This window comes from Pseudomonas sp. C2.3V (assembly GCF_058536325.1).
In genome coordinates, this window is record NZ_JBZUBN010000001.1 from 316,011 (window position 1) to 342,561 (window position 26,551).

General features: G+C 59.8%; 21 protein-coding genes. 14 read left to right on the forward strand and 7 right to left on the reverse strand.

Annotated features, from left to right (window positions below; all coding sequences use genetic code 11):
• Window positions 1–92 precede the first annotated feature (92 nt).
• Window positions 93–527: a MarR family winged helix-turn-helix transcriptional regulator gene (locus AC4LF3_RS01585; protein ID WP_010796670.1), complete on the reverse strand. Its 435-nt coding sequence runs from the start codon at window positions 525–527 to the stop codon at window positions 93–95.
• A gap of 184 nt (window positions 528–711) precedes the next feature.
• Between AC4LF3_RS01585 and gcsR the strand changes: the two genes are divergently transcribed.
• The 8 genes from gcsR (at window position 712) to gcvT (ending at window position 13,185) form a co-directional block, all read left to right on the forward strand.
• Window positions 712–2,250 (forward strand): transcriptional regulator GcsR, encoded by a 1,539-nt coding sequence (gene gcsR, locus AC4LF3_RS01590; RefSeq protein ID WP_074821513.1) that lies wholly within the window; start codon window positions 712–714, stop codon window positions 2,248–2,250.
• A gap of 135 nt (window positions 2,251–2,385) precedes the next feature.
• Window positions 2,386–6,048, forward strand: a complete 3,663-nt coding sequence (locus tag AC4LF3_RS01595) for a hybrid sensor histidine kinase/response regulator (RefSeq protein ID WP_434136290.1) — start codon at window positions 2,386–2,388, stop codon at window positions 6,046–6,048.
• A gap of 114 nt (window positions 6,049–6,162) precedes the next feature.
• The gene (locus tag AC4LF3_RS01600; RefSeq protein ID WP_010796673.1) at window positions 6,163–6,576 is read left to right on the forward strand and encodes a DUF350 domain-containing protein; all 414 of its coding nucleotides are present in this window, start codon (window positions 6,163–6,165) and stop codon (window positions 6,574–6,576) included.
• A gap of 9 nt (window positions 6,577–6,585) precedes the next feature.
• The gene (locus AC4LF3_RS01605) at window positions 6,586–7,191 is read left to right on the forward strand and encodes a DUF1190 domain-containing protein (RefSeq protein WP_491834672.1); all 606 of its coding nucleotides are present in this window, start codon (window positions 6,586–6,588) and stop codon (window positions 7,189–7,191) included.
• A complete protein-coding gene (locus AC4LF3_RS01610) occupies window positions 7,188–8,342 on the forward strand; it encodes a glutathionylspermidine synthase family protein (RefSeq protein ID WP_491834673.1) in 1,155 nt (384 codons plus the stop codon). Before AC4LF3_RS01605 ends, AC4LF3_RS01610 begins: the two co-directional genes overlap by 4 nt.
• A 257-nt stretch (window positions 8,343–8,599) precedes the next feature.
• Window positions 8,600–8,968: a glycine cleavage system protein GcvH gene (gcvH, locus tag AC4LF3_RS01615; protein WP_491834674.1), complete on the forward strand. Its 369-nt coding sequence runs from the start codon at window positions 8,600–8,602 to the stop codon at window positions 8,966–8,968.
• Window positions 8,969–8,978: 10 nt separating this feature from the next.
• Window positions 8,979–11,837, forward strand: coding sequence for an aminomethyl-transferring glycine dehydrogenase (gene gcvP, locus AC4LF3_RS01620; RefSeq protein WP_434135436.1), 2,859 nt, complete (start codon window positions 8,979–8,981; stop codon window positions 11,835–11,837).
• A 229-nt stretch (window positions 11,838–12,066) separates the two neighbouring features.
• A complete protein-coding gene (gene gcvT / locus AC4LF3_RS01625) occupies window positions 12,067–13,185 on the forward strand; it encodes a glycine cleavage system aminomethyltransferase GcvT (RefSeq protein ID WP_491834675.1) in 1,119 nt (372 codons plus the stop codon).
• Between the two features lie 84 nt (window positions 13,186–13,269).
• Here the strand turns inward: gcvT and AC4LF3_RS01630 are convergent, their stop codons facing one another.
• The 4 genes from AC4LF3_RS01630 to AC4LF3_RS01645 form a co-directional block, all read right to left on the reverse strand.
• On the reverse strand, window positions 13,270–13,461 hold the full coding sequence (locus tag AC4LF3_RS01630) for a hypothetical protein (protein ID WP_074821529.1): 192 nt from the start codon (window positions 13,459–13,461) through the stop codon (window positions 13,270–13,272).
• A gap of 294 nt (window positions 13,462–13,755) precedes the next feature.
• Complete coding sequence (locus AC4LF3_RS01635) at window positions 13,756–15,249, reverse strand: aldehyde dehydrogenase (protein WP_313550067.1); 1,494 nt, start codon at window positions 15,247–15,249, stop codon at window positions 13,756–13,758.
• A 161-nt stretch (window positions 15,250–15,410) separates the two neighbouring features.
• Window positions 15,411–16,064 (reverse strand): FKBP-type peptidyl-prolyl cis-trans isomerase, encoded by a 654-nt coding sequence (locus tag AC4LF3_RS01640; protein ID WP_197873019.1) that lies wholly within the window; start codon window positions 16,062–16,064, stop codon window positions 15,411–15,413.
• An 11-nt stretch (window positions 16,065–16,075) separates the two neighbouring features.
• Window positions 16,076–16,540, reverse strand: coding sequence for a TIGR02444 family protein (locus tag AC4LF3_RS01645; RefSeq protein WP_434140335.1), 465 nt, complete (start codon window positions 16,538–16,540; stop codon window positions 16,076–16,078).
• 162 nt (window positions 16,541–16,702) lie between these two features.
• Here AC4LF3_RS01645 and AC4LF3_RS01650 point away from each other — a divergent pair, with 162 nt between their 5' ends.
• The 5 genes from AC4LF3_RS01650 (at window position 16,703) to AC4LF3_RS01670 (ending at window position 22,436) form a co-directional block, all read left to right on the forward strand.
• Window positions 16,703–18,613 (forward strand): ATP-binding cassette domain-containing protein, encoded by a 1,911-nt coding sequence (locus AC4LF3_RS01650; protein ID WP_197873021.1) that lies wholly within the window; start codon window positions 16,703–16,705, stop codon window positions 18,611–18,613.
• Window positions 18,613–19,197 carry a mechanosensitive ion channel family protein gene (locus tag AC4LF3_RS01655; RefSeq protein WP_233432108.1) on the forward strand — a complete coding sequence of 195 codons (585 nt, stop codon included), beginning with the start codon at window positions 18,613–18,615 and terminating at the stop codon, window positions 19,195–19,197. Before AC4LF3_RS01650 ends, AC4LF3_RS01655 begins: the two co-directional genes overlap by 1 nt.
• 14 nt (window positions 19,198–19,211) lie before the next feature.
• Window positions 19,212–19,844, forward strand: coding sequence for a homoserine/homoserine lactone efflux protein (rhtB, locus tag AC4LF3_RS01660; protein WP_010796685.1), 633 nt, complete (start codon window positions 19,212–19,214; stop codon window positions 19,842–19,844).
• Between the two features lie 213 nt (window positions 19,845–20,057).
• Window positions 20,058–21,971 carry an FTR1 family protein gene (locus tag AC4LF3_RS01665; RefSeq protein WP_491834676.1) on the forward strand — a complete coding sequence of 638 codons (1,914 nt, stop codon included), beginning with the start codon at window positions 20,058–20,060 and terminating at the stop codon, window positions 21,969–21,971.
• 9 nt (window positions 21,972–21,980) lie between these two features.
• On the forward strand, window positions 21,981–22,436 hold the full coding sequence (locus AC4LF3_RS01670; protein ID WP_010796687.1) for a YaiI/YqxD family protein: 456 nt from the start codon (window positions 21,981–21,983) through the stop codon (window positions 22,434–22,436).
• Window positions 22,437–22,443: 7 nt separating this feature from the next.
• Here AC4LF3_RS01670 and AC4LF3_RS01675 read toward each other — a convergent pair whose 3' ends face one another.
• Window positions 22,444–24,567 (reverse strand): putative bifunctional diguanylate cyclase/phosphodiesterase, encoded by a 2,124-nt coding sequence (locus AC4LF3_RS01675; RefSeq protein WP_491834677.1) that lies wholly within the window; start codon window positions 24,565–24,567, stop codon window positions 22,444–22,446.
• A 151-nt stretch (window positions 24,568–24,718) separates the two neighbouring features.
• On the reverse strand, window positions 24,719–25,273 hold the full coding sequence (locus tag AC4LF3_RS01680) for a DedA family protein (RefSeq protein ID WP_010796689.1): 555 nt from the start codon (window positions 25,271–25,273) through the stop codon (window positions 24,719–24,721).
• A gap of 247 nt (window positions 25,274–25,520) precedes the next feature.
• On the opposite strand from AC4LF3_RS01680, the gene hemB reads away from it, so the two are divergent.
• Window positions 25,521–26,534 carry a porphobilinogen synthase gene (hemB, locus tag AC4LF3_RS01685; RefSeq protein WP_312271618.1) on the forward strand — a complete coding sequence of 338 codons (1,014 nt, stop codon included), beginning with the start codon at window positions 25,521–25,523 and terminating at the stop codon, window positions 26,532–26,534.
• Window positions 26,535–26,551: the final 17 nt, after the last annotated feature.

The following is a 26,551-nucleotide window of genomic DNA, read 5'->3' on the forward strand; positions in this document are numbered from 1 at the left end:
ATTATCGCGCAAACTATTTATTTATGAGTCCGACGAACGGTTATTCCATGGGTTGGAGGGCGCGTCAGTGCTGCGGCCGCTTAGGCATGCCTCTATTGATTCAGGCTGTCGCGTAGCTTGATCAGGCTGGACCGAAGCTGCCCCATGTCATCATTACCCAGGCCACAGGCCAGTTGTACTGAGCCGTTGATTTCTTCGGCTTTCTTACGCAAGGTCTTCCCGGCCGCCGTCAGCTCGATCGAGAGGTTGCGTTCGTCCTGAAGGCTGCGCTTGCGGGTGACATAGCCTTCCGCTTCGAGCCGCTTGAGTACCGGTGTCAGCGCGCCGGAGTCCTGATGCAGGCGTTTGGCCAACTCCTTGAGCGTGAGACCGTCGCTTTCCCAGAGCACCAGCATCATCAGGTATTGCGGATAGGTCAGGCCGACGGCTTCCAGAAGCGGCTTGTAGACCTTGGTCATGGCGAGGGAGGTGGAGTACAGGGCAAAGCAGAGCTGCTGATCAAGTTTCAAACGGTCTTCGTCTTTCATAGGATGGAGGTCTCGCAGGACGGCCCGGCTAATAGAAAAGAGCCATCATTCTAGCGTAGACGCTTCGCCAGGCGGAGCAACAATAAATACAAGGAATTCTGGGGTTGGGTGCCCATGGGGAAGTGGCATCCGGTACGATACGGGCTTGCCCTTGGCTATACCTGTTCGAGACCCCGCCCACCCCATGCGAATCCACGTCAGTTTTATCGACCGTGTCGGCATTACCCAGGAAGTGCTGGCGCTTCTGGGGGCGCGCAACCTCAATCTTGATGCAGTCGAGATGGTGCCGCCCAATGTCTATATCGATGCGCCGACCCTAAGTGCCGAGGTGCTGGAAGAGCTGCGTGGTGCACTGCTCACGGTGCGTGGGGTACAGGCTGTCCGAGTGGTGGATATCCTGCCAGGGCAGCGTCGTACGCTGCATCTGGATGCCTTGCTTGCCGCCATGGCCGACCCGGTTCTGGCCGTGGACCGCGAAGGTAGCATTCTGTTGGCCAACCCGGCCTTTGCCGCCATGGTGGACGACCCGTCGCCCCAGGGCGCGACGGTGGCTACGCTGTTCGATGATCCAGCTCTACAGCGGGAACTGCTGGAGCAGGCCTTTCGGATTCCCATGCGTGAGGTCACCTTGCGCGGGCAGGCACTCCTGCTGGATTCGACCCCAATCAGCGAGGCTGCCGAAGGCAACGCCCAGCGGCTAGCCGGTGGGCTGCTGACGCTTTACGCCCCCAGCCGGATCGGAGCCCGTCTTTCAGCGCTGCGCCATGACCCGGCCGAAGGCTTCGAATCGATCCTGGGCGACTCGGCACCGATACGTGCGCTCAAGGCCCGCGCCCAGCGAGTCGCGGCGCTAGATGCACCGCTGCTGATTCAGGGTGAGACAGGGACTGGTAAGGAGCTGGTAGCGCGGGCCTGTCATACGGTCAGCCCTCGTCGCAATGCGCCGTTTCTGGCACTCAACTGTGCGGCTCTGCCGGAAAGCCTCGCGGAAAGCGAGCTGTTTGGCTATGCGCCAGGCGCGTTCACCGGTGCCCAGCGCGGCGGCAAGCCCGGTCTTCTCGAGCTGGCCGACAAGGGCACGGTGTTTCTCGACGAAATTGGGGAGATGTCCCCGTATCTTCAGGCCAAGTTACTGCGGTTTTTGTCCGACGGTACGTTTCGCCGGGTGGGCGGTGAGCGCGAACTGAAGGTCAATGTACGTATTTTGAGTGCCACGCACCGGGATCTGGAAAAGCGCGTTGCCGAAGGGACCTTTCGGGAGGATCTGTTCTACCGACTCAACGTCCTGAATCTCGACGTGCCGCCGCTGCGTGAGCGTGGGCAGGATATTCTGGTGCTGGCCCGGCATTTCATGCAGCAGGCCTGCGCCCAGATCCAGCGGCCCCCTTGCCGATTGGCGCCGGGAACGTATCCGGCGCTTCTGAGCAATCGATGGCCCGGCAATGTGCGGCAGTTACAGAACGTCATTTTCCGGGCGGCGGCCATCAGCGAAAGTACTGTGGTGGATATTGGCGATCTGGATATTGCCGGCACGGAAGTCGCACGGCAGGTAGATGGCGAGGTAGACAGCCTGGATGAGGCAGTCTCAAGCTATGAGAAAGCCCTGCTCGAAAAACTCTACCCACATTACCCGTCCAGTCGTCAACTGGCGGCCCGTCTCAAGACCTCTCACACCGCCATTGCCCACCGGCTGCGCAAGTATGGCATTCCCGGCAAGAGCTGAGTGTTTTTCTACAAGGACACTGTTTGAAGACCTGGGCGAATTCGTCCGCGTCTTGCTGGTCTATGAGCCATAGACCGTTCGCGACGGACCTCCATGGAGGGGCTGTCATTAGTTTCTCAAGGATGAGCGGTGCTTATGCCCCCAAACACGACCCAGTTGTACATGACCAACGCTCACCAAGACCCCGAGCAGCCACCTGCTGCGCTACAGGATGCGCTTGAACGCTACGGCCTGTTAGCCCATCCACGTTTGCCCGAACTTGCCGGTATTGCCCGGCGAGCTCAGGAGACCTATTCCGTTTCGCAAGCCGTCATCCACTTATGTGATGCAGAAGGGCTCTGGCTGGCCGCAGAGCAGGGCGGCTGCCCTGCGGCCGAGGCCTATGCGCCCTGGGAGGAAGCATTAACGGCGACCGATATTCTGGAGTTCAGCGAGCCGAGGAGCGATCTGAGCTTTACTCCGCCATCGGCCCTGAATGCCAGTACCGGTTCGTCCTACTATGCAGGGGTTGCGCTGAAAACGGCTGCGGGTGTGCCTGTTGGCGTGCTCAGTCTCATGGACACGGTGCCACGCCGGCTGGATGCTACGCAGCGCCTGTTGTTTCAGGAGCTGGCCCGTTCAACCGTGGCGCAACTGGAGATTCACGGCCTTACCGTCGAGCGAAACAGGGCCCGCCAGGCTGAAGAGCAGCAGTATGCAGAACACGCGGCTTCCCAGCGCGAACAGATTCTCGACAGCGCAGTGGATTACGCCATTTTCTGCATGGACCTTGAGGGCCACATCACCACGTGGAATGAAGGTGCTTGTCGCACGCTTGGCTGGACAGAGGCGGAAGTGCTGGGCAAGCCTGCTGCGATCATCTTCACACCTGAAGACCGCGCTGCCCATATCCCTGAAAAGGAGCGCCATACAGCTCTGGAGCAGGGGCGCTGCATGGATGAGCGCTGGCATGTACTCAAAAGCGGGCAGCGCTTCTGGGCAAGTGGCGAACTCATGCTGCTCAGGAATGCATCCGATCAGGTCGACGGATTCATCAAGATTCTCCGTGACCGTACCGAGCAGCGTCTGGCCGCACAGGAGCTTCGCGCCAGCCGCGACAGTTATCGCCTGCTGCTGGATTCGATTTCTGAAGGATTCTATTCAATCGACCAGCACGGCGTGGTTACCCTGTGCAACGTCGCTTTCGTCAGGCTGTTCGGCGCCGAAAGTGAAAAGGATATTGTCGGGTGGCGCCTGGAAGAGCTGATTGATCCGGCTCATGCGAAGGCCCGCCAGGTGATGGCGGATCATCCCATTTATCGCACGGCCCGCGAGGGGACTGCTGAATACGTGGCGGACGGTGCCTTCTACCGGCGTGACGGTATTTGTATCCCTGTAGAGTATCGGGCCCAGGCCATTTTTCAGGATGGCAAGCCGCAGGGCGCCATCTGCACGATCGTGGATAACAGCGAGCAGGTCCGTGCCTATGAGGGTTGGCGCCGGGCAATGATGATCGTTGAGCAGTCGGATGACTTCATTGGTATCGCTGCGCCGGACGGCCAGGCCTATTTTGTCAACAAGGCCGGACGTCGGATGGTCGGGCTGGCCAATGAAGAGGCGGTCAGGCAGAGCCATGTGCTGGATTATTTCCTGCCTGAGGATCGTGCCTTTGCCGAGTCGACCATTCTTCCGACCGTTTTGAACGAGGGCAAGTGGGTAGGCGAATTTCGGTTCCGCCATCATCACACCGGAGCGGCCATCCCGGTCCACTATTCCGTCTTCTCGATACGGGACGAACAAGACGAGGTCATGGGGATTGCTGCCATTGCGCGCGATCTGTCCGAGCAGCGGCGGACCTTACGGCGGCTGGAAGTCAGCGAGACGCGACTAAGGCAAATGACAGACCTGTCACCTGCCATCGTCTGGTTCGGCAATCCTGATGGCTCGCTCAGCTACCTGAACAGTTACTGGTACGACTACACCGGCCAGACACCAGAAGAAGCGCTGCCGATGGGCTGGGCGCAAGTCATTCATCCTGATGACACCCAGCGGCTCCTGGATGTCTGGCTCGATGCCCGCAGCCGAGGCGTGTTCTATCAGCTTGAAGCACGGCTACGGCGCAAGGACGGAGCCTATCGCTGGTTCGATATCCGTGCGGAGGTCTTGCGTGATGAGGCCGGAAACGTCACCGGCTGGATGGGCAATAACAGTGACATCCATGACCGCAAGGAGGCCGAGGAAGCGTCCCGGCGTCTGACGGAGACCCTGGAGCAGCGGGTGGCCGAGCGTACCGCAGACCTTGACCGCATGTGGCGCCTGACCACCGATGTGATGCTGGTCGCGCGCTTTGACGGCGTCGTGATGGCCGCCAATCCGGCCTGGAAGCACCTGTTGGGCTGGCAGGAAGATGAACTGCTGGGCAAGGTACTGCTGGATTTCGTTCACCCCGACGATGTGGAAAGCACCCTGGCTGAAGTGGGCAAACTTTCCCTAGGACATACCACACTGCGGTTCGAGAACCGCTATCGGCACAAGGATGGTAGCTACCGGTGGCTTTCGTGGACCGCAGTGCCCGATGCGCGCTACATCCATGCGGTTGGCCGTGATATCGAGTCGGAAAAAGTGGCAGCAGCCGAGCTGGCCCAGGCGCAGGAGCAACTCCGCCAGAGCCAGAAAATGGAAGCGGTTGGCCAGCTCACAGGCGGTATTGCCCATGACTTCAACAACCTGCTGACCGGGATCATCGGCTCGCTCGACCTGATCCGCATGCGAATCCAGCAGGGCAAATTGGCGGATCTTGACCGCTTCGCCAGCACGGCCATGTCCTCGGCCAGTCGAGCGGCCGCTCTGACGCACCGGCTACTGGCCTTTTCCCGCCGGCAGCCGCTGGTGCCCAAAGTCGTCAATGCCAATGACCTGATCACCGGTATGGATGATCTATTGCACCGCACCATGGGGGAATCGGTGCAGCTGGAAATCGTCAAGACGGGGGCGCTCTGGCTGACGCTGTGTGATCCTCATCAGCTGGAAAACGCCATCCTCAATCTGGCCATCAATGCCCGCGCTGCCATGCCGGACGGGGGCAGGCTGACCATCGAGACCAGCAACACTCATCTGGACGAGGCCTATGCGTCCCGTGATCGGGACATCAAGCCTGGCCAGTACATCTGCATCAGCGTGACCGACACCGGAACCGGGATGACTCCAGATGTTATTGCCAAGGCGTTCGACCCGTTCTTTACGACCAAGCCGCTGGGCGAGGGGACCGGGCTTGGGCTGTCGATGATCTATGGCTTTGCCCGGCAATCGGAAGGGGCAGCCAAGATCTACTCGGAGGTTGGTCGGGGTACGACCATCAAGCTGTACCTGCCGCGCTACTACGGTGAGCGCAGGGAAGAACCTCAGGTCCGGCAGCCGGTATCGTTGAGTCGGCAGTCCGAGGCCAGTGAAGTCGTGCTGGTGGTTGAAGACGAGCATGCTGTCCGCAGCCTGGTGGTAGAGGTCTTGAGTGAGTTGGGTTACTGGGTGCTGGAGGCTGTCGACGGCCCTTCCGGTTTGGAGATACTCAAGTCCGATCTGCGCATCGACCTGCTGGTAACCGACGTTGGTCTACCGGGCATCAATGGGCGGCAGATGGCTGATGCGGCCCGGGTCACGCGGCCAGACCTCAAGGTCCTGTTCATGACCGGATATGCGGAAAATGCGGTGATTGCCAATGGTTTCCTGGAGCCAAACATGGCCATGATCACCAAGCCTTTCCCGATCGAGATGCTGGCAGCCCGCGTGCAGGACATGGTCCACCGTAGCAAGGGGGAGTGACCAGCGGAGCGGCTGGCGGATAGAGAGCATGGATGAACGGGCGCGAAGTTGCGAAAATGCGCGCCCCCGGCAGGTGCCTTAGCCTGCCGGCTCATTCGTGACAAGGAGTGTCCCATGCTTGCCAGCGTGCTTGACTACCTCAGTGGTCTGCCGGCGTTCGCCATTTATTTCATTCTCTCGCTCGCGCTTCTGGGCGCGTTTGCCTTCACTTTCAGCTGGCTTACTCCACACCGTGAGTGGCAGCTGATTCGCAACAACGTGCCAGCGGCGGCCCTGGCGTTCGGTGGCACGCTGTTGGGGTTCGTTCTGCCGTTGGCCAGCGCGATGCGGGTATCAGTCAGTGCGCTGGACTATCTGCTCTGGGCCCTGATCGCGGCAGTCGCTCAGCTGGTTACATTTGTCGTGCTGCGCCTTCTCGTGCCGGGACTGCCCCAACGGCTCAGCAATAACGAAATGGCCAGCGGTATTCTCGTGGCGACGATGTCTGTATCGATTGGCGTGCTCAATGCCGCTGCCATCAGCGGGTGAGGGCAGGGCATGAAACGCAGCCGAGCTATCCAGCTGGTACTGGTTGGAGTCACACCCCTCATGCTGGCCGGGTGTGATCAACCCAAGCCGGGTTATCTGTACCGATCCGTTGCCGAGTGCATCCGCGACGGCACCTTCACGCCCAGTCTCTGCTCCTCGGAGTATGAATCTTCCCGCGCGGTCCATCACCGCAGTGCGCCGCGTTACGCCTCCCTGGGTGAATGCGAGATCGACTTTGGTACCAATGGCTGCGAGCTGCTGGAGCCCCGGTCTTCGTTCTACGTTCCGCTCATGACCGGCTTTCTGCTGGGCCAGCGCCCGCCGCGGGAGAGCGAATCGTCGTCCTCGGGCGGTGCCTCTTATGGTTATTCCAGTAGCGTCAGAGGAGGACAACGCCAGCGCGAGTACACGCGTACCTTTCCCAGCCAGCCGCTGTACCAGTCACGGGACGACCTGGCGCATTACCGCACTGCCAATAACGAGGTGGTCGGTTCACGGCCGGGTATCGCTTATCTGAACAAGAGCGCCTATGCCTCCAGCGAGTCTAGGGTCGTCAGCCGGGGCGGCTTTGGTGCACGGGCAGCCTCCTACTCGTCACGGTCGAGCGGATCATGAAGCGGATCGATATGACCGAGCGCTCGGATTGGCGCGAACAGGCGGAGCAGCTTGGCTTTCTGTTCCACACCTTTGATGGCGAACCCTACTGGGATGAGCGGGCCGCGTACCAGTTCAGCCTGAAGCAGATCGAAAACGATCTGGAAGCCCCTACGGCCGAGTTGCATCAGATGTGCATGGCACTGGTCGACGAGATCGTTGGCAGCGAGGCACTGCTCTCGCGTCTGGCTGTACCGGAGTACTTCTGGGCGTGTGCGGCTGCCAGCTGGCGGCGTCGGGACCGCCATCTGTATGGCCGTATGGATCTGGCCTATAGCGGTCAGGGACCGGCCAAGCTGTTTGAGCTGAATTACGACACGCCGACCTCTTTGTACGAGGCAGCCTTTTTCCAGTGGCTATGGCTGGAGCAGATGCAGCAGGCGGGCAGGCTTCCCGCCGGGGCGGATCAGTACAACAGCATTCAGGAGCAGCTGATCCAGACGATTCGCGCCTTGCGACCGCATCAGCCCCTGTATCTGGCCTCGGTCAGAGAGTCGCTGGAGGACCGCGGCACGGTCGAATATCTGCGGGACTGTGCCACCCAGGCGGGTATTCAGACGCGTTATATCGCTGTGGAGGATATCGGGCTGGACAGGTCACAGGGGTTTGTGGACCTGAACGATGAATTCATCCCGTCACTGTTCAAGCTCTACCCCTGGGAGTTCATGCTGGACGAGGCGTTTGGATATTCTATTCCCAGCTCCTTTACGCAGTTCTATGAGCCGCCGTGGAAGGCGCTGCTCAGCAACAAAGGTATTCTGGCCTTGCTGTGGGAGCGACATGAAGGGCATCCCAATCTGCTTCCAGCCTTTTTCGATAAAGAGGCCGGTAGTCCGGTCGCGCCAGGCTGGGTGCGCAAGCCGCTGTTCTCACGGGAGGGTGCCAATATCGAATTGCACAGTCTGGACGGCACGCGTCTGGACGTGCCGGGCCCGTACGCGGGGCCCTGCATCGTACAGCAATGTCACCCGTTGCCTTGTTTTTCCGGTAACTACCCTGTTATTGGCAGTTGGGTGGTAGGTGACACGGCCTGTGGGGTGGGTATCCGTGAGGATGCAACATTGATTACCCAAGACAGCTCGCGCTTCCTGCCCCACTTCATTCTGGAGTAAGCTTGTATCGAATTCATTGCGCTGTAATGAATTCGATACGATCGCTAAAAAAGCCTTGTCCATTCTGGGTTCGCAAGGGCTCTGGCAGACTTCTTTCCATAGGGTGTAGCACTTTCGTTACAGCACCTTTTATTACCTCATTTTCCTGTAGGCCGCGTGTGCTCTGGCATTGCGCCATCGGTAAGACCTTGGCATCTGCCTTGCTATGAAGGAGGTCAGCTAGTGCCCAGCTGGGTTACCCTATTCAGGAGTCTGCAATGGTTATGCGCTTTACCGAAGAACACGAATGGCTGCGTCTGGAAGCCGATGGCACTGTAACCGTAGGCATTACAGACTATGCTCAGGATGCGCTGGGCGACTTGGTCTTCGTGCAATTGCCGGAGCTGCGCACCTACACCAAGGGCGAAGAGGTGGCGGTACTGGAGTCGGTCAAGGCTGCCAGCAACATTGCCATGCCGATCGATGGCGAGATCCTGGAAATCAACGAAGCGCTTGGCGATGCCCCTGAGAAAGTCAATCAGGATCCTCTCGACGCCGGCTGGTTCTTCCGCATGCGTCCTGCCGATCCAGAAGCACTCGGCACGCTGCTCACCGAAGACGGCTACGCTCAATTGATCAAGGCTTGAGGAGGTGACCATGACCGATTTTCGCGACTCATTCAGCACCGCTGACGAATTCATTTCGCGCCACATCGGCCCGCGCGAGCTGGACATCGTGTCCATGCTCGACCTGCTGGGCTACGATTCGCTGGATGCCATGACAGCCAAGGTCATCCCGGATAGCATCAAGGGCACCAGCGTATTGGATTTGCCTCAGGGGCTGTCCGAAGCCGACGCCCTGGCCGAATTGCGTGGCATCGCCCGCAAGAACAAGCTGTTCAAATCCTTTATCGGACAGGGCTATTACAACTGCCATACTCCGGCGCCCATCCTGCGCAACCTGCTGGAAAATCCCGCCTGGTACACGGCCTATACGCCTTACCAGCCGGAAATCTCCCAGGGTCGTCTGGAGGCACTGCTGAACTTCCAGACGCTGATCGGTGATCTGACCGGGCTTCCTGTAGCTAATGCGTCCCTATTGGACGAGGCCACGGCTGCCGCCGAGGCCATGACATTCTGCCGTCGTCTGTCCAAAAGCAAGGCCGAGGCCTTCTTCGTTTCCCTGCATTGCCACCCGCAGACCATCGATGTGATCCGCACCCGCGCCGAGCCGCTGGGTATTGAAATCGTAGTGGGTGTGGAAACGGACATCGATGATCACGGACGTTTCTTTGGCGCCCTGTTCCAGTACCCGATGACCACGGGCGAAATCCGCGATTACCGTGAAGTCATCGAGGCCTTCCATCAGGCGGGTGCCCTGGTCGCCGTCGCGGCTGACCTGATGGCCCTGACATTGTTGACCCCACCCGGCGAGTTTGGCGCGGATGTCGCTATCGGCACGGCCCAGCGCTTTGGCGTACCGCTCGGCTTTGGCGGCCCGCACGCTGCGTATTTTGCCACTCAGGACAAATACAAGCGTGACATGCCCGGCCGTGTGGTGGGCGTATCCATTGACCGTCATGGCAACCCGGCCTATCGGCTGGCGCTTCAGACCCGTGAGCAGCACATCCGTCGTGAGAAGGCGACGAGCAACATCTGCACAGCTCAGGTCCTGCTGGCCAACATTGCCAGCATGTATGCCGTCTACCACGGTCCGGAAGGTCTCAAGCACATCGCTACGCGCATTCATCGCCTGACTGCCCTGCTGGCGACCGGTCTGCATGCACTAGGCCATCGCACCCAGGAAACCTTTTTCGATACGCTGACGCTGGTATTTGGCGACAAAACCAATGCGATTCACGAAGCGGCTCGCGCCAAAGGCTTCAACCTGCGCGTAATTCGTGATACCGACCTGGGGATTTCGCTGGACGAGACCACCACGGTCGAAGACGTTATGGCTCTGCTGGAGCTTTTCAGCGATGGCCAGCCGGTACCCTCCCTGGATAGCCTCCTGGCACAGGCCGAGGAGCATTTGCCGGCAACGCTGCGTCGTCAGTCCGCCTTCCTGACGCACCCTGTTTTCTCTCAATACCGCTCCGAAACCCAGCTGATGCGCTACCTGCGCACCCTGGCGGATAAGGATCTGGCGCTGGATCGCACCATGATCCCGCTGGGTTCCTGCACCATGAAGCTCAACGCGGCCAGCGAGATGATCCCGATCACCTGGGCCGAATTTGGCAATCTGCATCCCTTCGCACCAGCCGACCAGACCGAGGGCTATGCCCAGATGACCGCCGAGCTGGAGCAGATGCTATGCGCCGCTACGGGCTACGACGCCATCTCCCTGCAGCCCAACGCCGGCTCCCAGGGTGAATACGCGGGCCTGTTGGCCATTCGCGCTTATCATGAAAGCCGCGGCGATACCCAGCGCGACATCTGCCTGATTCCGTCGTCTGCCCACGGCACCAACCCGGCAACCGCCTCGATGGCCGGTATGCGCGTGGTCGTAGTGGCCTGTGACAGCCGCGGCAATGTGGATGTGGGTGATCTGCGTGCCAAGGCCCAGCAGCACGCTGCCAATCTGGCCGCGCTGATGATTACCTATCCTTCCACTCACGGCGTGTTCGAAGAGGCGATCCGTGAGATCTGCAGCATCGTTCACGAGCATGGTGGTCAGGTCTACATCGATGGCGCCAACATGAACGCCATGGTGGGCCTGTGCGCGCCGGGCAAGTTTGGCGGCGATGTGTCTCACCTGAACCTGCACAAGACCTTTTGCATCCCGCACGGTGGTGGCGGTCCGGGTGTCGGCCCGATTGGTGTGAAGTCCCATCTAGCGCCGTTCATGCCGGGTCATGCCGGGCTCGAGCGCAAGGAAGGTGCAGTATCGGCGGCGCCCTACGGCAGCGCGAGTATCCTGCCCATCTCCTGGATGTACATGAAGATGATGGGCGGCGAGGGGCTTACCCGTGCCTCGCAGATTGCGATCCTAAATGCCAATTATATCGCCCGTCGTCTGGAAACCCATTACCCGGTGCTGTACTCGGGCGAGGGCGGTCTGGTGGCACACGAGTGCATTCTCGATCTGCGTCCGCTCAAGGATACCAGTGGCGTGACCGTGGACGATGTGGCCAAGCGCCTGATCGACTTTGGCTTCCATGCGCCTACCATGTCCTTCCCGGTAGCCGGTACGCTGATGATCGAGCCGACCGAGAGCGAGTCCAAGGCCGAGCTGGATCGCTTCTGCGACGCTATGATCGCCATTCGCGAAGAGATTCGCGCCATCGAGGCCGGTACGCTGGATGCCAATGACAATCCGCTCAAGAACGCGCCGCATACCGCACGCGAGCTGACCGGCGAATGGACGCATCCTTACAGCCGCGAGCAGGCGGTGTACCCGTTGCCATCGTTGGTAAACGGCAAGTACTTCCCGCCCGTGGCACGGATCGACAACGTATACGGTGACCGCAACCTGATCTGCTCCTGCCCGCCGATCGAGGCGTATCAGGACGCGTGATCCACAGCGGATGCGTATCACCTTGCACATCTCCTCCTGCCTATTCCGCAGGAGGAGATGGAGCGCCGTGATGCCCGTCAACTGGCCGGGCGCATGGCCTCAACGCGGTTTCACCGTTACGGCTTTACTGTAAGGCACGTCCATGCTTGGCGCGGTGTGCCGTTAGTCATGCCTGACCGGCCCTTTTGCTCGCCTTGAACGCGACTGCACGACTCATGAAGGAGTCCCCATGACCGAATCACTGCTCAAAACCCCACTCCATACCCTGCACCTTGAACTGGGCGCACGCATGGTGCCGTTCGCCGGTTATGACATGCCGGTGCAATACCCCCTTGGCGTGCTCAAGGAGCATCAGCACACCCGCGCCCAGGCTGGATTGTTCGACGTTTCCCACATGGGCCAGATCCTGCTGACGGGCGACAGTACCGCCGCTGCGCTGGAAGGGCTCGTTCCGGTCGATATCGTAGGCCTGCCGGTAGGCATGCAGCGGTACGCCTTGTTCACCAACGAGCAGGGCGGCATTCTCGACGACCTCATGGTCGCGAACCTGGGCGATTGCCTGTATCTGGTCGTGAATGCCGCGTGCAAGCACCAGGATCTGGCGCATCTCAAAGAGCACATCGGCTCGCGCTGCCATGTCGAACCTCTGTTCGAAGAGCGGGCACTCCTGGCCTTGCAAGGACCGGCAGCCGTGGCCGTGCTGGCGCGACTGGCGCCGCAGGTGTCCGGCATGACGTTCATGAACATTGCCCGCGTCACGCTGCTGGATTACGACTGCATCGTCAGCCGCAGTGGGTATACCGGCGAAGACGGCTTCGAGATTTCCGTGCCGGTAGAAGGCGCCGAAGCACTGGCCCGAGCCCTGCTGGCCGAGCCGGAAGTACAAGCCATTGGCCTGGGCGCGCGTGACTCCCTGCGTCTGGAGGCAGGCCTGTGCCTGTACGGCCATGATATGGATACGCAGACAACGCCGGTTGAAGCCAGTCTGGTCTGGGCGCTATCCAAGCCGCGTCGCGCAGACGGTGCGAGGGCCGGTGGTTTTCCTGGCGCCGAGACCATCTTTGCCCAGCAACAGAATGGTGTGGCGCGTAAGCGTGTCGGTCTGCTGGTACAGGAGCGGGTGCCGGTCCGTGAGGGTGCGGAACTGGTGGACGCAAACGGTGCGGTGATCGGAAGGGTGACCAGTGGCGGCTTTGGCCCAACCCTGGGTGCGCCGGTTGCGATGGGTTATGTCGACAACGCCTATGCAGCGCTGGACACCGAGCTGTTTGCCATGGTGCGCAACAAACCGGTTGCCGTTAAGGTCGCCAGGATGCCTTTCGTACCGCAGCGCTATTACCGAGGATAAGCCTTCCGGTTGTGGCGTTCAGAAAGGCAGGTACAAAAAAGCCGTGCGCGGTCAAACCGGCACGGCTTTCTTACATCCATTGCTTCAGCGATTCAGCAGTTTACGACGGCCATCGGGCCAAACTTCCCACAACTGATCGTTGATCCGCTGGACCTGACTGGTCACGCGGTTGCGCTGTACATTGATAGCGGCCTGGATCGACTGGCTGACAGAACGATCGGCTTGCTGATAGCCCACCCCTTGCATGGCAGGCTGACCCAAAGTGTACTCTCTCATACGCATGTCCTGCTCGTTAAGGGATTGACCGGCGCGCATAGTACGCGCTGTCGCTAGAGACAGGCTAGAGAGGGATTTGCTCACACCGTTAGTCAGAAGCGTGATCGGCAAAGCAAATCAGGCCTTATTAATTCGCTTCGCCATAGGTTTCCACCCTGAACAGGTACGCGCCAGCAGCAACGATGACGCAAAACTACCCTTATAGGAGCGCTGGGGCTGGGCTGGTAAGAGTACTGCGCTACGCTCAATTGCGGCAGGGCAATGATAAGCGCAGCGCAGAAAAGGTCGATCGGCTTATAGCTTGATCCAGGTCGCTTTAATCTCGGTGTACTTGTCGAAGGCATGCAACGATTTGTCCCGCCCATTGCCCGACTGCTTGAAGCCACCGAAGGGGGCTGTCATGTCACCACCATCATATTGGTTGACCCATACGCTGCCAGCCCGTAGCGCCTTGGCTGTCAGATGCGCCTTGGAGATGTCACGCGTCCAGACCGCCGCGGCCAATCCGTACTGGGTGTCGTTGGCGATCTTGATCGCTTCCTCAGCCGTGTCAAAGGTAATGACAGACAATACCGGTCCGAAGATTTCTTCCTGAGCAATCTTCATGGCATTGGAAACGCCATCAAAAATGGTCGGCTCCACATACACACCACCGGTTTCCTCCAGGGTGCGCTTGCCCCCAGCTACCAGCTGAGCACCGTCAGCGTGACCGGCTTCGATGTAGCCGAGCACGGTATTGAGCTGCTGCGTATCCACCAGGGCGCCGACATTGGTTTCCGGGTCCAGCGGGTGGCCCGGTTTCCAGGTTTTCAACGCCTCGATCACCAACGGCAAGAACTGATCCTTGATCGAGCGCTCGACCAGCAGGCGTGATCCGGCTGTACAGACTTCGCCCTGGTTGAAGGCGATGCCACTGGCTGCTGCCTTGGCGGCTTCCTCCAGGTCTGGTGCATCGGCAAACACGATGTTCGGGCTCTTGCCGCCCGCTTCCAGCCAAACGCGCTTCATGTTGGATTCGCCCGCGTAGATCATCAGTTGCTTGGCGGTGCGGGTCGACCCGGTGAATACAAGGGTGTCTACGTCCATGTGCAGGCCCAGCGCCTTGCCTACGGTATGACCATAGCCTGGCAGCACGTTGAGTACGCCTGCCGGAATGCCAGCCTCGATGGCCAGCTGAGCAATGCGGATAGCGGTCAGCGGGGACTTCTCGGAAGGCTTGAGCACGACCGAGTTACCGGTCGCCAGGGCCGGGCCGAGCTTCCAGCAGGCCATCATCAGCGGGAAATTCCATGGCACGATAGCGGCAACGACACCCACTGGCTCACGCGTGACGAGGCCCAGCTCGTCGTGGGCAGTGGCTGCGACTTCATCGTAGATCTTGTCGATGGCTTCGCCATTCCAGCGCAGGGCGCGGGCGGAGAGTGGAATGTCGATGTGATAGGAGTCGCTGATGGGCTTGCCCATATCCAGCGTTTCCAGAAGGCCAAGCTCTGCAGCGTGCTGCTCGAGCAGATCGGCGAAACGGATGATAATCGCTTTGCGCTTGACGGGCGCCATGCGCGACCAGACGCCGGATTCGAATGTGGCACGGGCGCTGGCAACTGCCCGGTCGGCGTCGGCAACATCACAGCTTGCTACCTTGGCCAGAAAGCGGCCGTCGACGGGGCTGATGCAGTCAAAGGTCTCACCGGAGGCGGCATCACAGTATTCGCCCTGGATGAAGGCGCGGCCTTCAATGGTCAGGCTCTGGAAGCGCTGCTCCCATTCGGCGCGGGTTGGCGTGCTCATGCTGGTTTCCTCTCAAACAGGGTAGAAGAGGCGGTGGCCGTGAAGCCTGGCGCATCCGCAAAGCTGTCAGCCACCCTAAACCAGCCCAAGGGTGTTAGCAATATTTAACAAAGCCTTTGTTACAAGGCTGATATGTTCAAATTATTGAACACTTTTCGATCCTAGCGGGTGGCCTCCAGCGTGACCTCGAAGACCAGCGGCGAATAAGGCGGGATCAGATCTCCGGCACCTTCATCGCCATAGGCCTGTGACGAGGGCACCACGATGCGCCATTGCGAGCCAACCGGCATCTGGGTAAGGGCTGTGCGCCAGCCGGGAATGACGCTGGACAGCTTGAACCATTGAGGAGTTTGCTGTTCATCGAAAGTGCTGCCATCAGGCAGTTTACCGATATAGCGGACCTGCACCTGGCCATCGGCTTTGGGCTGCGGCCCGGTGCCCTGGCGGATAACGGTTACCAGCACGCCGCCTGGCAATTCCTTCACACCATAACGGGTCTTCTCATTGACCAGAAAGCGGGTTTCCGCCTGCTTGGCGGCTTCCACATTGCTGGATTCCTCCTGCTGGTCGATCGCTTCCTCATGTTGGGCCACCAGCTCATCGATCTTTTTCTGATCCATTGCCAGCGGCTCGCCCTTGTAGGACTGGTTCAGGCCCTTGATCAGGTCGTCGATTTGCAAATCCGGCAGCTCGCTTTTCAAGCGGTTGCCGATTTCGGTCCCCAGGCTATAGGCCAGCTCGTCCTTGACCTTGTCCTCGGCGTGCGCCGCCAGAGGAAGGAGCAGACACAGGCTTAACAGCGAAAGGCGTAACATCTACAACATCCTCATGCATGAAGAGCGGCCTGGATAAGCGTATCCAGGGCGCCAGGTTCAGCCGTACCCGCCGGGCCAGCCAGTGCGGTCAGCCAGCCAGCCGGGTCAGGCTGGGAAGTAAGGGGCCAGCCTACACTGGCCTGCTCCAGACGTGTAAGCAGTTCGTGCTCGGCGTCCAGCTCCAATTGTTTCAAGCGTTCACGCAGCGCGGCGAGTGCAGTATCGGTTTGCGCGGCTGGCTTCCAGTAAGTGCGTAGCACGCGCAGGGGCTCCACAACAGTCGACCGCCAGGGGGCCGCCATGATCTCCAATAGCCGCTGGCGCTCAATCATTGGTGTCACGCCTCGGTTGCCCAGCCAGGCACCGGTCAGCAGCAGGCAGACATCCGCGCCGGCGCTCTGTAACGTCAGGCAGGCCTGGGTGACATCGGGTCTGGCATACAGCGCAAGTGCATAGGGCCAGAGCATTTTTTCCATGATAAGAGTCCTGTAGGCAAGGCGGTCCTGTTGACGATGGGCATGACGGTCAGCGAAGAGTGCTTGCCAGCGGGCGCGAAACCGCCTTTACTCGCCAGTTTCCAAAGGCACCGGTGCTGTCCGGCTCGCCTCACCAGGTCAATAGGCTCTACACTCGCCGCCATGATTCGAATACATAACCTTACCTTACAACGTGGCCCACAGCGTTTGCTGGAAGGTGCCGAACTGACGCTGCACCCAGGCCAGAAGGCCGGTCTTGTGGGTGCCAACGGAGCGGGCAAGTCCAGTCTCTTCGCCCTGCTGCGGGGGCAGCTCGTGCCGGATGCCGGTGATTGCCAGCTACCGGCGGCCTGGCGAATTGCCCACATGCGCCAGGAAGTCGATACCCTCGATCGGCTGGCGGTCGACTATGTCCTAGACGGGGACATTCACCTGCGTGATATTCAGACCGGGCTGGTAGCGGCAGAAGCCGCGCACGACGGCAATGCTCTGGCGCGCCTGCATGCCGAGCTGGAAGCGGCCGATGGGTATACTGCGGACGCCCGAGCCCGCAAATTGCTGGCTGGGCTTGGTTTCATGCCGGAGCAGATGGAGCGCCGTGTAGGCGACTTCTCAGGCGGCTGGCGGATGCGTCTGAACCTTGCACAGGCACTGATGTGTCCTTCCGACCTGCTGCTGCTCGATGAGCCCACCAACCACCTTGATCTCGACGCCATCCTCTGGCTGGAAGACTGGCTCAAGGGCTATCCCGGTACGTTGCTGCTGATCTCCCACGACCGCGACTTCCTCGATGCCGTGGTCGATCAGATCGTTCACCTCGAACAGCAAAAGCTGACGCTCTACCGCGGCGGTTACTCTGCTTTCGAGCGTACCCGCGTCGAGCGGCTGGCCCAACAGCAGCAAGCGTACGAAAAGCAGCAGGCGCAGCGCGCGCACATGGAAAAATTTATTGCGCGCTTCAAGGCACAGGCCACCAAGGCACGCCAGGCCCAGAGCCGGATCAAGGCCCTGGAGCGGCTGGAAGAACTGGCGCCTGCCCATGTGGACTCGCCGTTCGATTTCAGTTTTCGTGAGTCCGACAAGCTGTCCAATCCGCTGCTGGACCTGAGCGAAGGCCGTCTCGGCTATGGCGACAAGACCATTCTGCACCCGGTCAAGCTGCAGCTGGCGCCCGGTGCCCGTATCGGCCTGCTGGGGCCGAACGGGGCGGGTAAGTCCACTCTGATCAAGACCCTGGCTGGCGAACTGCAACCGCTGGGCGGCCGCCTGACCTGCGGTGAGAATCTGGCCATCGGCTACTTTGCCCAGCATCAGCTGGACTCGCTTGACCCCAAGGCCAGCCCGCTGTTGCACCTGCAGCGTATCGCTCCGGGTGAGCGTGAGCAGACGCTACGGGATTTCCTCGGAGGATTCGACTTCCGTGGCAATCGCTGCGATGAGGCTGTCCTGAATTTTTCCGGCGGTGAAAAGGCGCGTCTGGCCCTGGCATTGATCGCCTGGCAAAAGCCCAACCTTCTGTTGCTCGACGAACCGACCAACCACCTGGACCTTGATATGCGCCTGGCGCTGACCATGGCCCTGCAGGAGTTTTCCGGCGCGGTGCTGGTGGTCTCCCACGACCGTCATCTGCTCAAGAGCACGACGGATGAGTTTCTCTTGGTCGCCGATGGCCGCGTACAGGCTTTTGACGGCGACCTGGACGATTATGCGCGGTGGCTGGTGGAGTTTCGCGCCCGCCAGCAACCTGTGTCCGCCCCGGATGCCAATGCCGACAAGGTCGACAAGCGTGCCCAGCGCCAGGCGGCGGCTGCGCTGCGCCAGCAGCTCGCCCCGCTCAAGCGCGAGGCAGACAAGCTCGAAAAGGAGCTGGGCAAGGTCCAGGAAAAGCTGGCCGCACTCGAAACACGTCTGGGCGACAGTGGTCTGTATGAAGCATCACGTAAAGAGGAGCTTCGAGTGGCCTTGGCGGAACAGGCACAACTGAAATCACGCGAGAGCGAACTGGAAGAAGGCTGGCTGGAAGCCCTCGAGCGGCTGGAAAGCCTGCAGCTGGAACTGGAGAACGCCTCGTGATCGAAGAACTTCATTCTCTTATTCCGGCAGGTTGGGAGCGCGGCGTCATTCTGGGCGTGCAGGTCCTGGCTATCCTGCTTGCCGGGTATATCCTGCAACGCTTCATCGCACGGGCCATTACCCGCATCGGCGAGCGTTATCACTTGCCGCCGCAATTCGTACTGGTCATGCGGGGCTTGCTGCGCTGGCTGATCATGGGCAGTGCACTGCTCATGGTTCTAGAGCGCTTCGGTGTGTCCGGCTCGGTGCTCTGGGCGGCACTTTCCGGCTTTATCGCGGTGGCTGCAGTTGCGTTCTTTGCTATCTGGAGCGTCCTGTCCAACCTGTTCTGTGCGCTGCTCATCTTTACGGTGGGGCCGTTTCGGCTGGGCGATCGGGTCGAGATCATCGATGCGGCGGACAAGCCTGGCGTGAAAGGACGTGTCGTGGCGATCAACATGCTGTATACCACGCTGGAAGACATGACCGAAGGCGTCAACAGCGAGGAAGCTGCGCTGTTGCAGATTCCCAATTCGCTGTTTTTCCAGAAGGCTGTTCGCCGCTGGCGTGGTACAGACGTACCCTTCACCTTCCTGGATCGCTGATAAAGGAGTTACCAATGGCGCTGCATACATGGCTGGCCTTTCTGCTGGCCTGCTGGGTGATCAGTCTTTCCCCTGGCGCAGGCGCCATTGCTTCCATGTCGGCGGGGTTGCGTCATGGTTTCTGGCATGGTTACTGGAACGCTATTGGCCTGCAGTTGGGGCTTGCTCTGCAGATTGCGATCGTGGCCGCCGGGGTAGGGGCTCTGCTCGCAACCTCGCAACTGGCGTTCGCGGTGATCAAATGGTTCGGCGTGCTGTACCTGGTCTACCTCGCCATCCGGCAGTGGAAAGCCGCGCCCATGGACTTTTCTAATGCACCCAAACCCGGCGCTACCGCCAGCGCCTCTTCGCTAGTCTTTCGTGGTTTCCTGGTGAATGCCAGCAATCCCAAGGCTGTTGTGTTCATGCTGGCGGTATTGCCTCAGTTCATCAATCCCAGTCAGCCGTTGCTGGCTCAGTACCTGATCATTGGCGCTACCATGGTCACGGTCGACCTGATCGTTATGGCCGGGTATACCGGTCTTGCCGCCAGGGTGTTGCGCGTATTGCGCACGCCACGTCAGCAGCGGCTCACCAACCGCGTCTTCTCTGGATTATTCATGGGCGCTGCCGGGCTGCTGGCCACGGTTCGGCAAGCTGTCAGCTGAGTCTGCTACACCGCTAATCCTTTCATGCCAGCCGATCCGCTTGCTAGAGCGGTTTGGCTGAGCGCCCCCGCCTGTTGATATCTCGTTGCGCGCCCTTGCGCCAATCCCGTCTCCCGACGAAAACCTGAAAACAGCGACTCGGCAGGCTTGTAACAAAGCATTACAAGTAGAACACTATGGCTAATGCCATCCATTCTTGTTTGGAATCCGTTCATGTTTAAGCTGTACCGGCTGTTTGCTGTACTGTTTTTGCCCCTGCTTGCTTCACTCAGTCCGGCTGTGCAGGCCGAGCCCGAGGATGAGGCCGCCCACGCCTTGCATATCTTGAGCTACCTTGGCGCGGATTATCCCGCCACGGTGAGTAAGGGCGCCGTTATCAAGGAAGCGGAATACCGCGATCAGCTGGATCTCCTGCATACCTTGCAAACCCTGATCGAAGGGCTGCCGGCGCGTCCTGAACGGACCGAGTTGGAGCAGGGCGTCACCCACCTGCGCGAGGCCATCACGCAAAAGGCCGACGGCGATGCGGTCGGACAGGAGGCGAGGGCGTTAGCCGCTCGACTGGCTCAGCTGTACCACGTGACGCAGGCGCCGGCCATTACTCCGGATCCAACCCGTGGCGCACCGCTTTACGCCCAGCAGTGCGGGGTCTGTCATGGTAATACCGGGGCGGGCGACGGCCCGGCCGGCATCGGTCTGGAGCCCCCTCCCGGCGATCTGCGCGATCCGGCGCGAATGGATCATCTGAGCCTCTACGATATCTACAACACCGTCACGCGGGGCATCGACGGCACGGACATGCCTTCCTTTGCCAATCAACTCGATGAGCGTCAGCGCTGGGATGTGGCGTCCTACATTGCAAGCTTTAGTGCCGACCCGGCGAAAGCGGGTGCGGCCTCGTTCGATCTGGTGCAGCTGGCGGGCCGCACACCTGCCGAAGTAGCCGCCGCACAAGGGGATGAGGCTGCTGCCGCGTTCCGTGCCCAGCGTGCCAAGCCGCCTGTGCAGCAACGCGGCCCTGCCCAGCTGATCGACTACACCCGGGCAACCCTGGATAAAAGTCTGGCGGTCTATCGCGAAGGCGAACATGACCAGGCTTACGACCTGTCTGTGGCAGCCTATCTGGAGGGATTCGAACTGGTGGAAAGCGCCTTGGATAACCTGGACGCGACCCTGCGCAAGGACACCGAAAAGGCGCTCATGGCTTATCGGCAGTCCTTACAGGATGGCCTTGCCGTGGAGGAAGCCCAGGCTCGCCTGGACATAGCCAAGACGAAACTGGCAGCGGCCAGCGACCTGTTGAGCGGTGGTGGCATGTCTACCTCGCTGAGCTTTTTCGCCAGCCTACTGATCCTTGTCCGTGAAGGTCTGGAAGCCATTCTGGTATTGGCCGCTGTGCTGGCCTTCCTGCGCAAGACCGGCCAGCAGTCCGCCATCCGTAGCGTAAACATCGGCTGGGGCCTGGCCATGCTGGCTGGTGTCGCTACCTGGGCGGTGGCAGCGTATGCGCTCAATATCAGTGGTGCCCAGCGGGAATTGATGGAAGGCATTACCGGCCTGTTCGCCAGTGTGGTGCTGCTCTGGGTCGGCGTCTGGATGCATGATCGCCGCAACGCCGCCGCCTGGCAGGACTACATCAAGAACAGCCTCGTGGGTGGCGGTGGTCGTTTCGGCTTTGCCGTGCTGGCGTTCTTTTCGGTCTATCGCGAGCTGTTCGAAGTGATCCTGTTCTACGAGACCCTGTGGCTACAGGCCGGCCCGGCAGGTCACGCCGCAGTACTGGGCGGTGCGATTACCGCGGTTGTCCTGCTGGTAGGGCTTGCCTGGATCATCCTGCGGGGTTCCATGCGTCTGCCGCTGGGCCTGTTCTTCAGCGCCAATGCCGTCCTGTTGTGTCTGTTGTCAGTGATTTTCGCCGGGCATGGCGTCGCAGCGCTGCAAGAAGCAGGTGTGATCGGTACCCGTCCGGTACCGTTCTTTGATTTCGACTGGCTGGGTATCCACGCCGATGCCTATACCTTGACCGCCCAGGGCATCGCGATCGTGGCCATTGCGCTACTCTATGCCCGCAGCCGCTATGCCGAACGCCGTCGTGAGGTGTCAGGCGGCTCTGTCGGAAACGCGTAAGAGGTTTACATGCATATCTGGATCGACGCGGATGCCTGTCCGCGGGCTGCCAAAGAGCTGGTCTTCAAGTTTGCCCTGAAGCGCAAGCTCAACGTGATCATGGTGGCGGGCCAGCCACAGATCAAACCGCCGTATGCCTGCGTGCGGTTGATTATTGTGGAAAGCGGGATGGATGCGGCAGACGATTACTTGGTCGAACAGGCCCAGCCGGGTGATCTGGTCATCTGCAGCGACGTGCCGCTGGCGGATCGGCTGGTGAAAAAGGGCGTGGATGCGCTCGACCCGCGCGGTAAGGAGTTCGATACCCGTAACATGGGCGAGCGTCTGGCGGTGCGTAACCTGATGACGGACCTGCGCGATCAGGGCCAGATGGGCGGCGGTCAGCCGCCTTATGGAGAAAAGGAAAAGCAGGCCTTTGCCAATTCGCTCGACCGCCTGCTTACCCGGTTGACCCGCTCGGCGTAGAGCTGGCTCAGGCTGGCTCTACGTTCTGCTCCTGGTCGGCTCTTGCCAGCCAGACTTGCAGCTGCGGCAATGATAAGGGCTTGCTGAAGAAATAACCCTGGATGAAGTCGCACTGGTTTTCCCTGAGGAAAGTCAGCTGCTCCAGGGTCTCCACACCTTCGGCCACAACTCTGAGCTGCAGTTTGTGCGCCATGGCAATAATCGCGGCAGTAATCTCCATATCGGTCTGCTGATTAGGAATATCACGCACAAACGAGCGATCGACCTTGAGCGTATCGACCTTGAACTTGCTTAGGTACGCCAGGGAGGAGTAGCCACTGCCAAAGTCATCGATCGAAACCTTTACGCCAAGCGCTCGAATTCGTTCTAACAACTCAATCGCCAGGTTGAGGTTATGCATCAGAGCATTTTCAGTCAGCTCGAGCGTCAGCGCCTCGGGCGGCAGGTCGGCGGCGCTAAGCGCTTCTTCCACCCGCTTGGGAAGCGTGCGGTCGGTGAGGTTCAGCGGCGAGCAGTTCACAGCGACCCGTAGATCACTATAACCTAGCTCCCGTAGGATTTTGAGGTCTCGACAGGCACGTCGCATGACCCAATGATCCAGCTCACCAATTTGCCCGCTCAACTCTGCTACATGGACAAAGCGGTCAGGCCTGATGGGACCAAGCGTCGGATGATTCCAGCGAACCAATGCCTCCAGGCTGGCGGTAGTCCGCGCATCACTGGTAACAATAGGCTGGTAATGTACTTCCAGCGTGCCTTCAGTAATGGCCTGACGCAGTTCCTGCTCCAAGTGAAGCGTTTCCTCCGCCTGGGTCTGCAATTCCGGAGCAAAATGCAGGAAGCGATTACGCCCGTTGCGCTTGCACTGCCCCAAGGCGAGGCCTGCATTGCGCAGCAGTTCATTGGCAGAGCGGCCATCTTTGGGATAGTGGGCAATGCCGATGCTCAGCGTCATGCCTATCTGCTGTCCGCTCAGGTTGAAGGGCGGGCGAAGCTGCTCCAACAGCCGCATGGCAAGGTGTTCACTGTGCTCAGGCTGTGCCTCAGGAACCAGGACTAGAAACTCGTTACCCTGACGAGCGACGTGCACGGTGCTATCAAGCACGGCCGTGATGCGTTGGGCAACCTGGGTAAGCAGATCGTCGCCCACGTTGTAACCCAGGCTGTCATTGATTCGCTTGAAGTGATCCAGATCCAGATTAAGCAGGGCAAGGCCTTCCTCGGGGGTGGCCTTGTTGATGATGCGCGCCAGCGTTTGGGTAAAGCTGTAATCATTCAGCAGCTGGGTAAGCGGATCGAGCAGCGTAACCTGACTCAGCGCCGTCGACATCTCTTCCAGGCGTACGCTCTGCTCATGAAAACGGTGTTCCAGACGAGTGGCTGTCAGGCCTGCACAGATCACGACCAAGGTCAGAAATGCAATGATGGTCCCCAAAAGCCCATGATGGGCATCATGGGCCATCATCATGACTGGCGTATCTTCCGGGACCACTAGCGTTAGTGCAGCCATGCCAGTGAAGTGCATAGACACGATCGCACCGCCCAGAATCAGGCTACCCAGGATCATGAGCAATTGGGTATGGCGACCGGCTTGGTTACGGACGTAAAACGCCATGATCAATGCCGCCAGAGACGCCAGGATAGCCACTAGGATTGAGACCAGGAACAGGAGCGGGTTGTACACCTGGACACCAACGGAATTGATTGCGGACATTCCGGTGTAGTGCATGGCTGCAATGCCGCAGCCCGCTGCGACCGAAGCTGCCAGGTATTCCCAGGTAGCTAGCCGCTCACGGCTGATAAGCCACATGACGACGCAGGACACGGCAACGGCGATGCCTAATGACAGCAATGTCATGCTGTAGCCGTACTGCATACTGACCGGCGAGGCATAGGACAGCATTGCAATAAAGTGCATTGACCAGATACCGCTGCCCAGCGCCAGGCCGCCTACACCACACCAGAGCAGACGGTTCTTACTCAAGGCGGCCGACGAGGCGCGTCTGGCCATGTAAAGCGCGGTATAGCCAGCCGCTGTTGCCACCAGATAGGACAGCAGAACCAGAACGAAATGATGATGATCGGAGCCGACCGGTACGAAGCCGTCAGGCAGGGATGTGGCAAGCAACATGATTACAGACTCGAAAGGACATCCTACTGCATCGATATATTCGATATCGCCACGGCAAGGCTACTGAATACGTTGGTAATGGCCTTATCGGCCGCCCGTCGGCCAAGCTTGAGGGTGACCGACAGGTGGAGGCGGGAAAAAGAAAGAAAAACTATTTTTTCGGAGCGCGTATCCGGCGCCACAGCCAGAGTACCACGCCCAGAACCAGCAGGGCGCCGAGCACCATCAGTTCGTAGCGCTTGAGATTGCCCAAGGCCCCTTCGAGCACTGCTCCAAAGTGATAGGCCGCCAATCCCAGGACCGTGGCCCAGACAATGGCGCCGATACCATTGAGCAGCAGGTAGCGCGCCGGAGGATAGCCCGACATGCCAATGGCCACCGGCATTACCGTTCTCAGGCCGTAGACGAAGCGAAAGCTGAGCACCCACAGATCGGGATGACGGCGAATATGATCCAGCGCCTTGTCTCCCATGGCTTCCCATCGAGGCTTTCGCTTGAGCAGCTTGCGACCGTGACGGCGACCCAGGAAATACCAGAGCTGGTCGCCTGCATAACTTCCCATGAAGGCCACCATGATGACCGTCTGGATGTTCATGTATTCGCGGAAGGCTAGAAAACCTGCCAGAACCAGAATGGTTTCACCCTCGAAGAACGTGCCGAGGAAGAGGGCGAAATAACCGAAATCATGGAGGAATTGTTGCAGCATCGTCACGACAACAGGGCGAAATGAAGGCGCAGCCTAACTCGGTTAGCCGCCGGAAGGAAGCTATCGCTTCGTCTAACCCTTTTTAAAAGCAGGGGATTTGCATAGCGATGTGCCAAGCCGAAGCTAGAGGTCGTCTGCCTTAAACAGGGTTGATAGACATGCCTTATTGTCATCAGTTGTTACCATTCGGTCATGATAGTGACTTATAACTCATCACAATGACTCTGCTTGAGTCCGGGAGTACACCGTGAGTTTCACTTCAGTAAGCCGTTCCTTTCCACTTACGCGGATGCGCCGCCAGCGCCGGGACGATTTTTCCCGCCGTTTGATGCGTGAACATACGCTGACCGTAGACGATCTGATCCTGCCGGTGTTTGTGCTCGACGGCGAAAATCGCCGTGAGAGCGTGCCCTCCATGCCGGGCGTCGAGCGTCTGTCCATCGATCTTCTACTGGAAGAAGCGGCTGAGCTTGTAGCATTAGGCATTCCTGCTGTCGCTCTGTTCCCCGTCACACCGCCTGAGAAGAAATCTCTCGATGGTGCCGAGGCTTACAACCCTGACGGTATCGCCCAGCGTGCCACGCGTGCGCTCCGTGAACACTTTCCGGAGCTGGGCGTGATTACCGACGTTGCGCTCGATCCGTTTACCACCCACGGACAGGATGGCATTCTCGATGAGAAGGGCTATGTGCTGAACGACATATCCGTCGAGGTGCTGGTCAGGCAGGCGCTGTCCCATGCGGCCGCCGGTGCCCAAGTCGTTGCGCCGTCGGACATGATGGATGGCCGGGTAGGGGCCATTCGCGCGGCCCTGGAAGACGCGGGTTATCACAACGTGCAGATCATGGCCTACTCGGCCAAGTATGCGAGTGCCTATTATGGGCCTTTCCGGGATGCGGTCGGCTCGGCCGCCAACCTGGGCAAAGGCAACAAGGCGACCTACCAGATGGATCCGGCCAACAGTGACGAAGCCTTGCAGGAGGTGGCGGGCGATCTGGCCGAGGGGGCCGATTCCGTCATGGTTAAGCCGGGCATGCCTTACCTGGACATTGTGCGCCGGGTGAAGGACGAGTTCCGCGTGCCGACCTTTGTGTATCAGGTCAGCGGTGAATACGCCATGCACATGGCCGCAATCCAGAACGGCTGGCTATCCGAGGCGGTGATTCTGGAATCTCTGCTCGCTTTCAAACGTGCCGGCGCTGATGGCATTCTGACTTACTTTGCCAAACGCGCTGCCCAACAATTACGTCAGGAGCGTTAACGCTCCCAAGGAGCTGC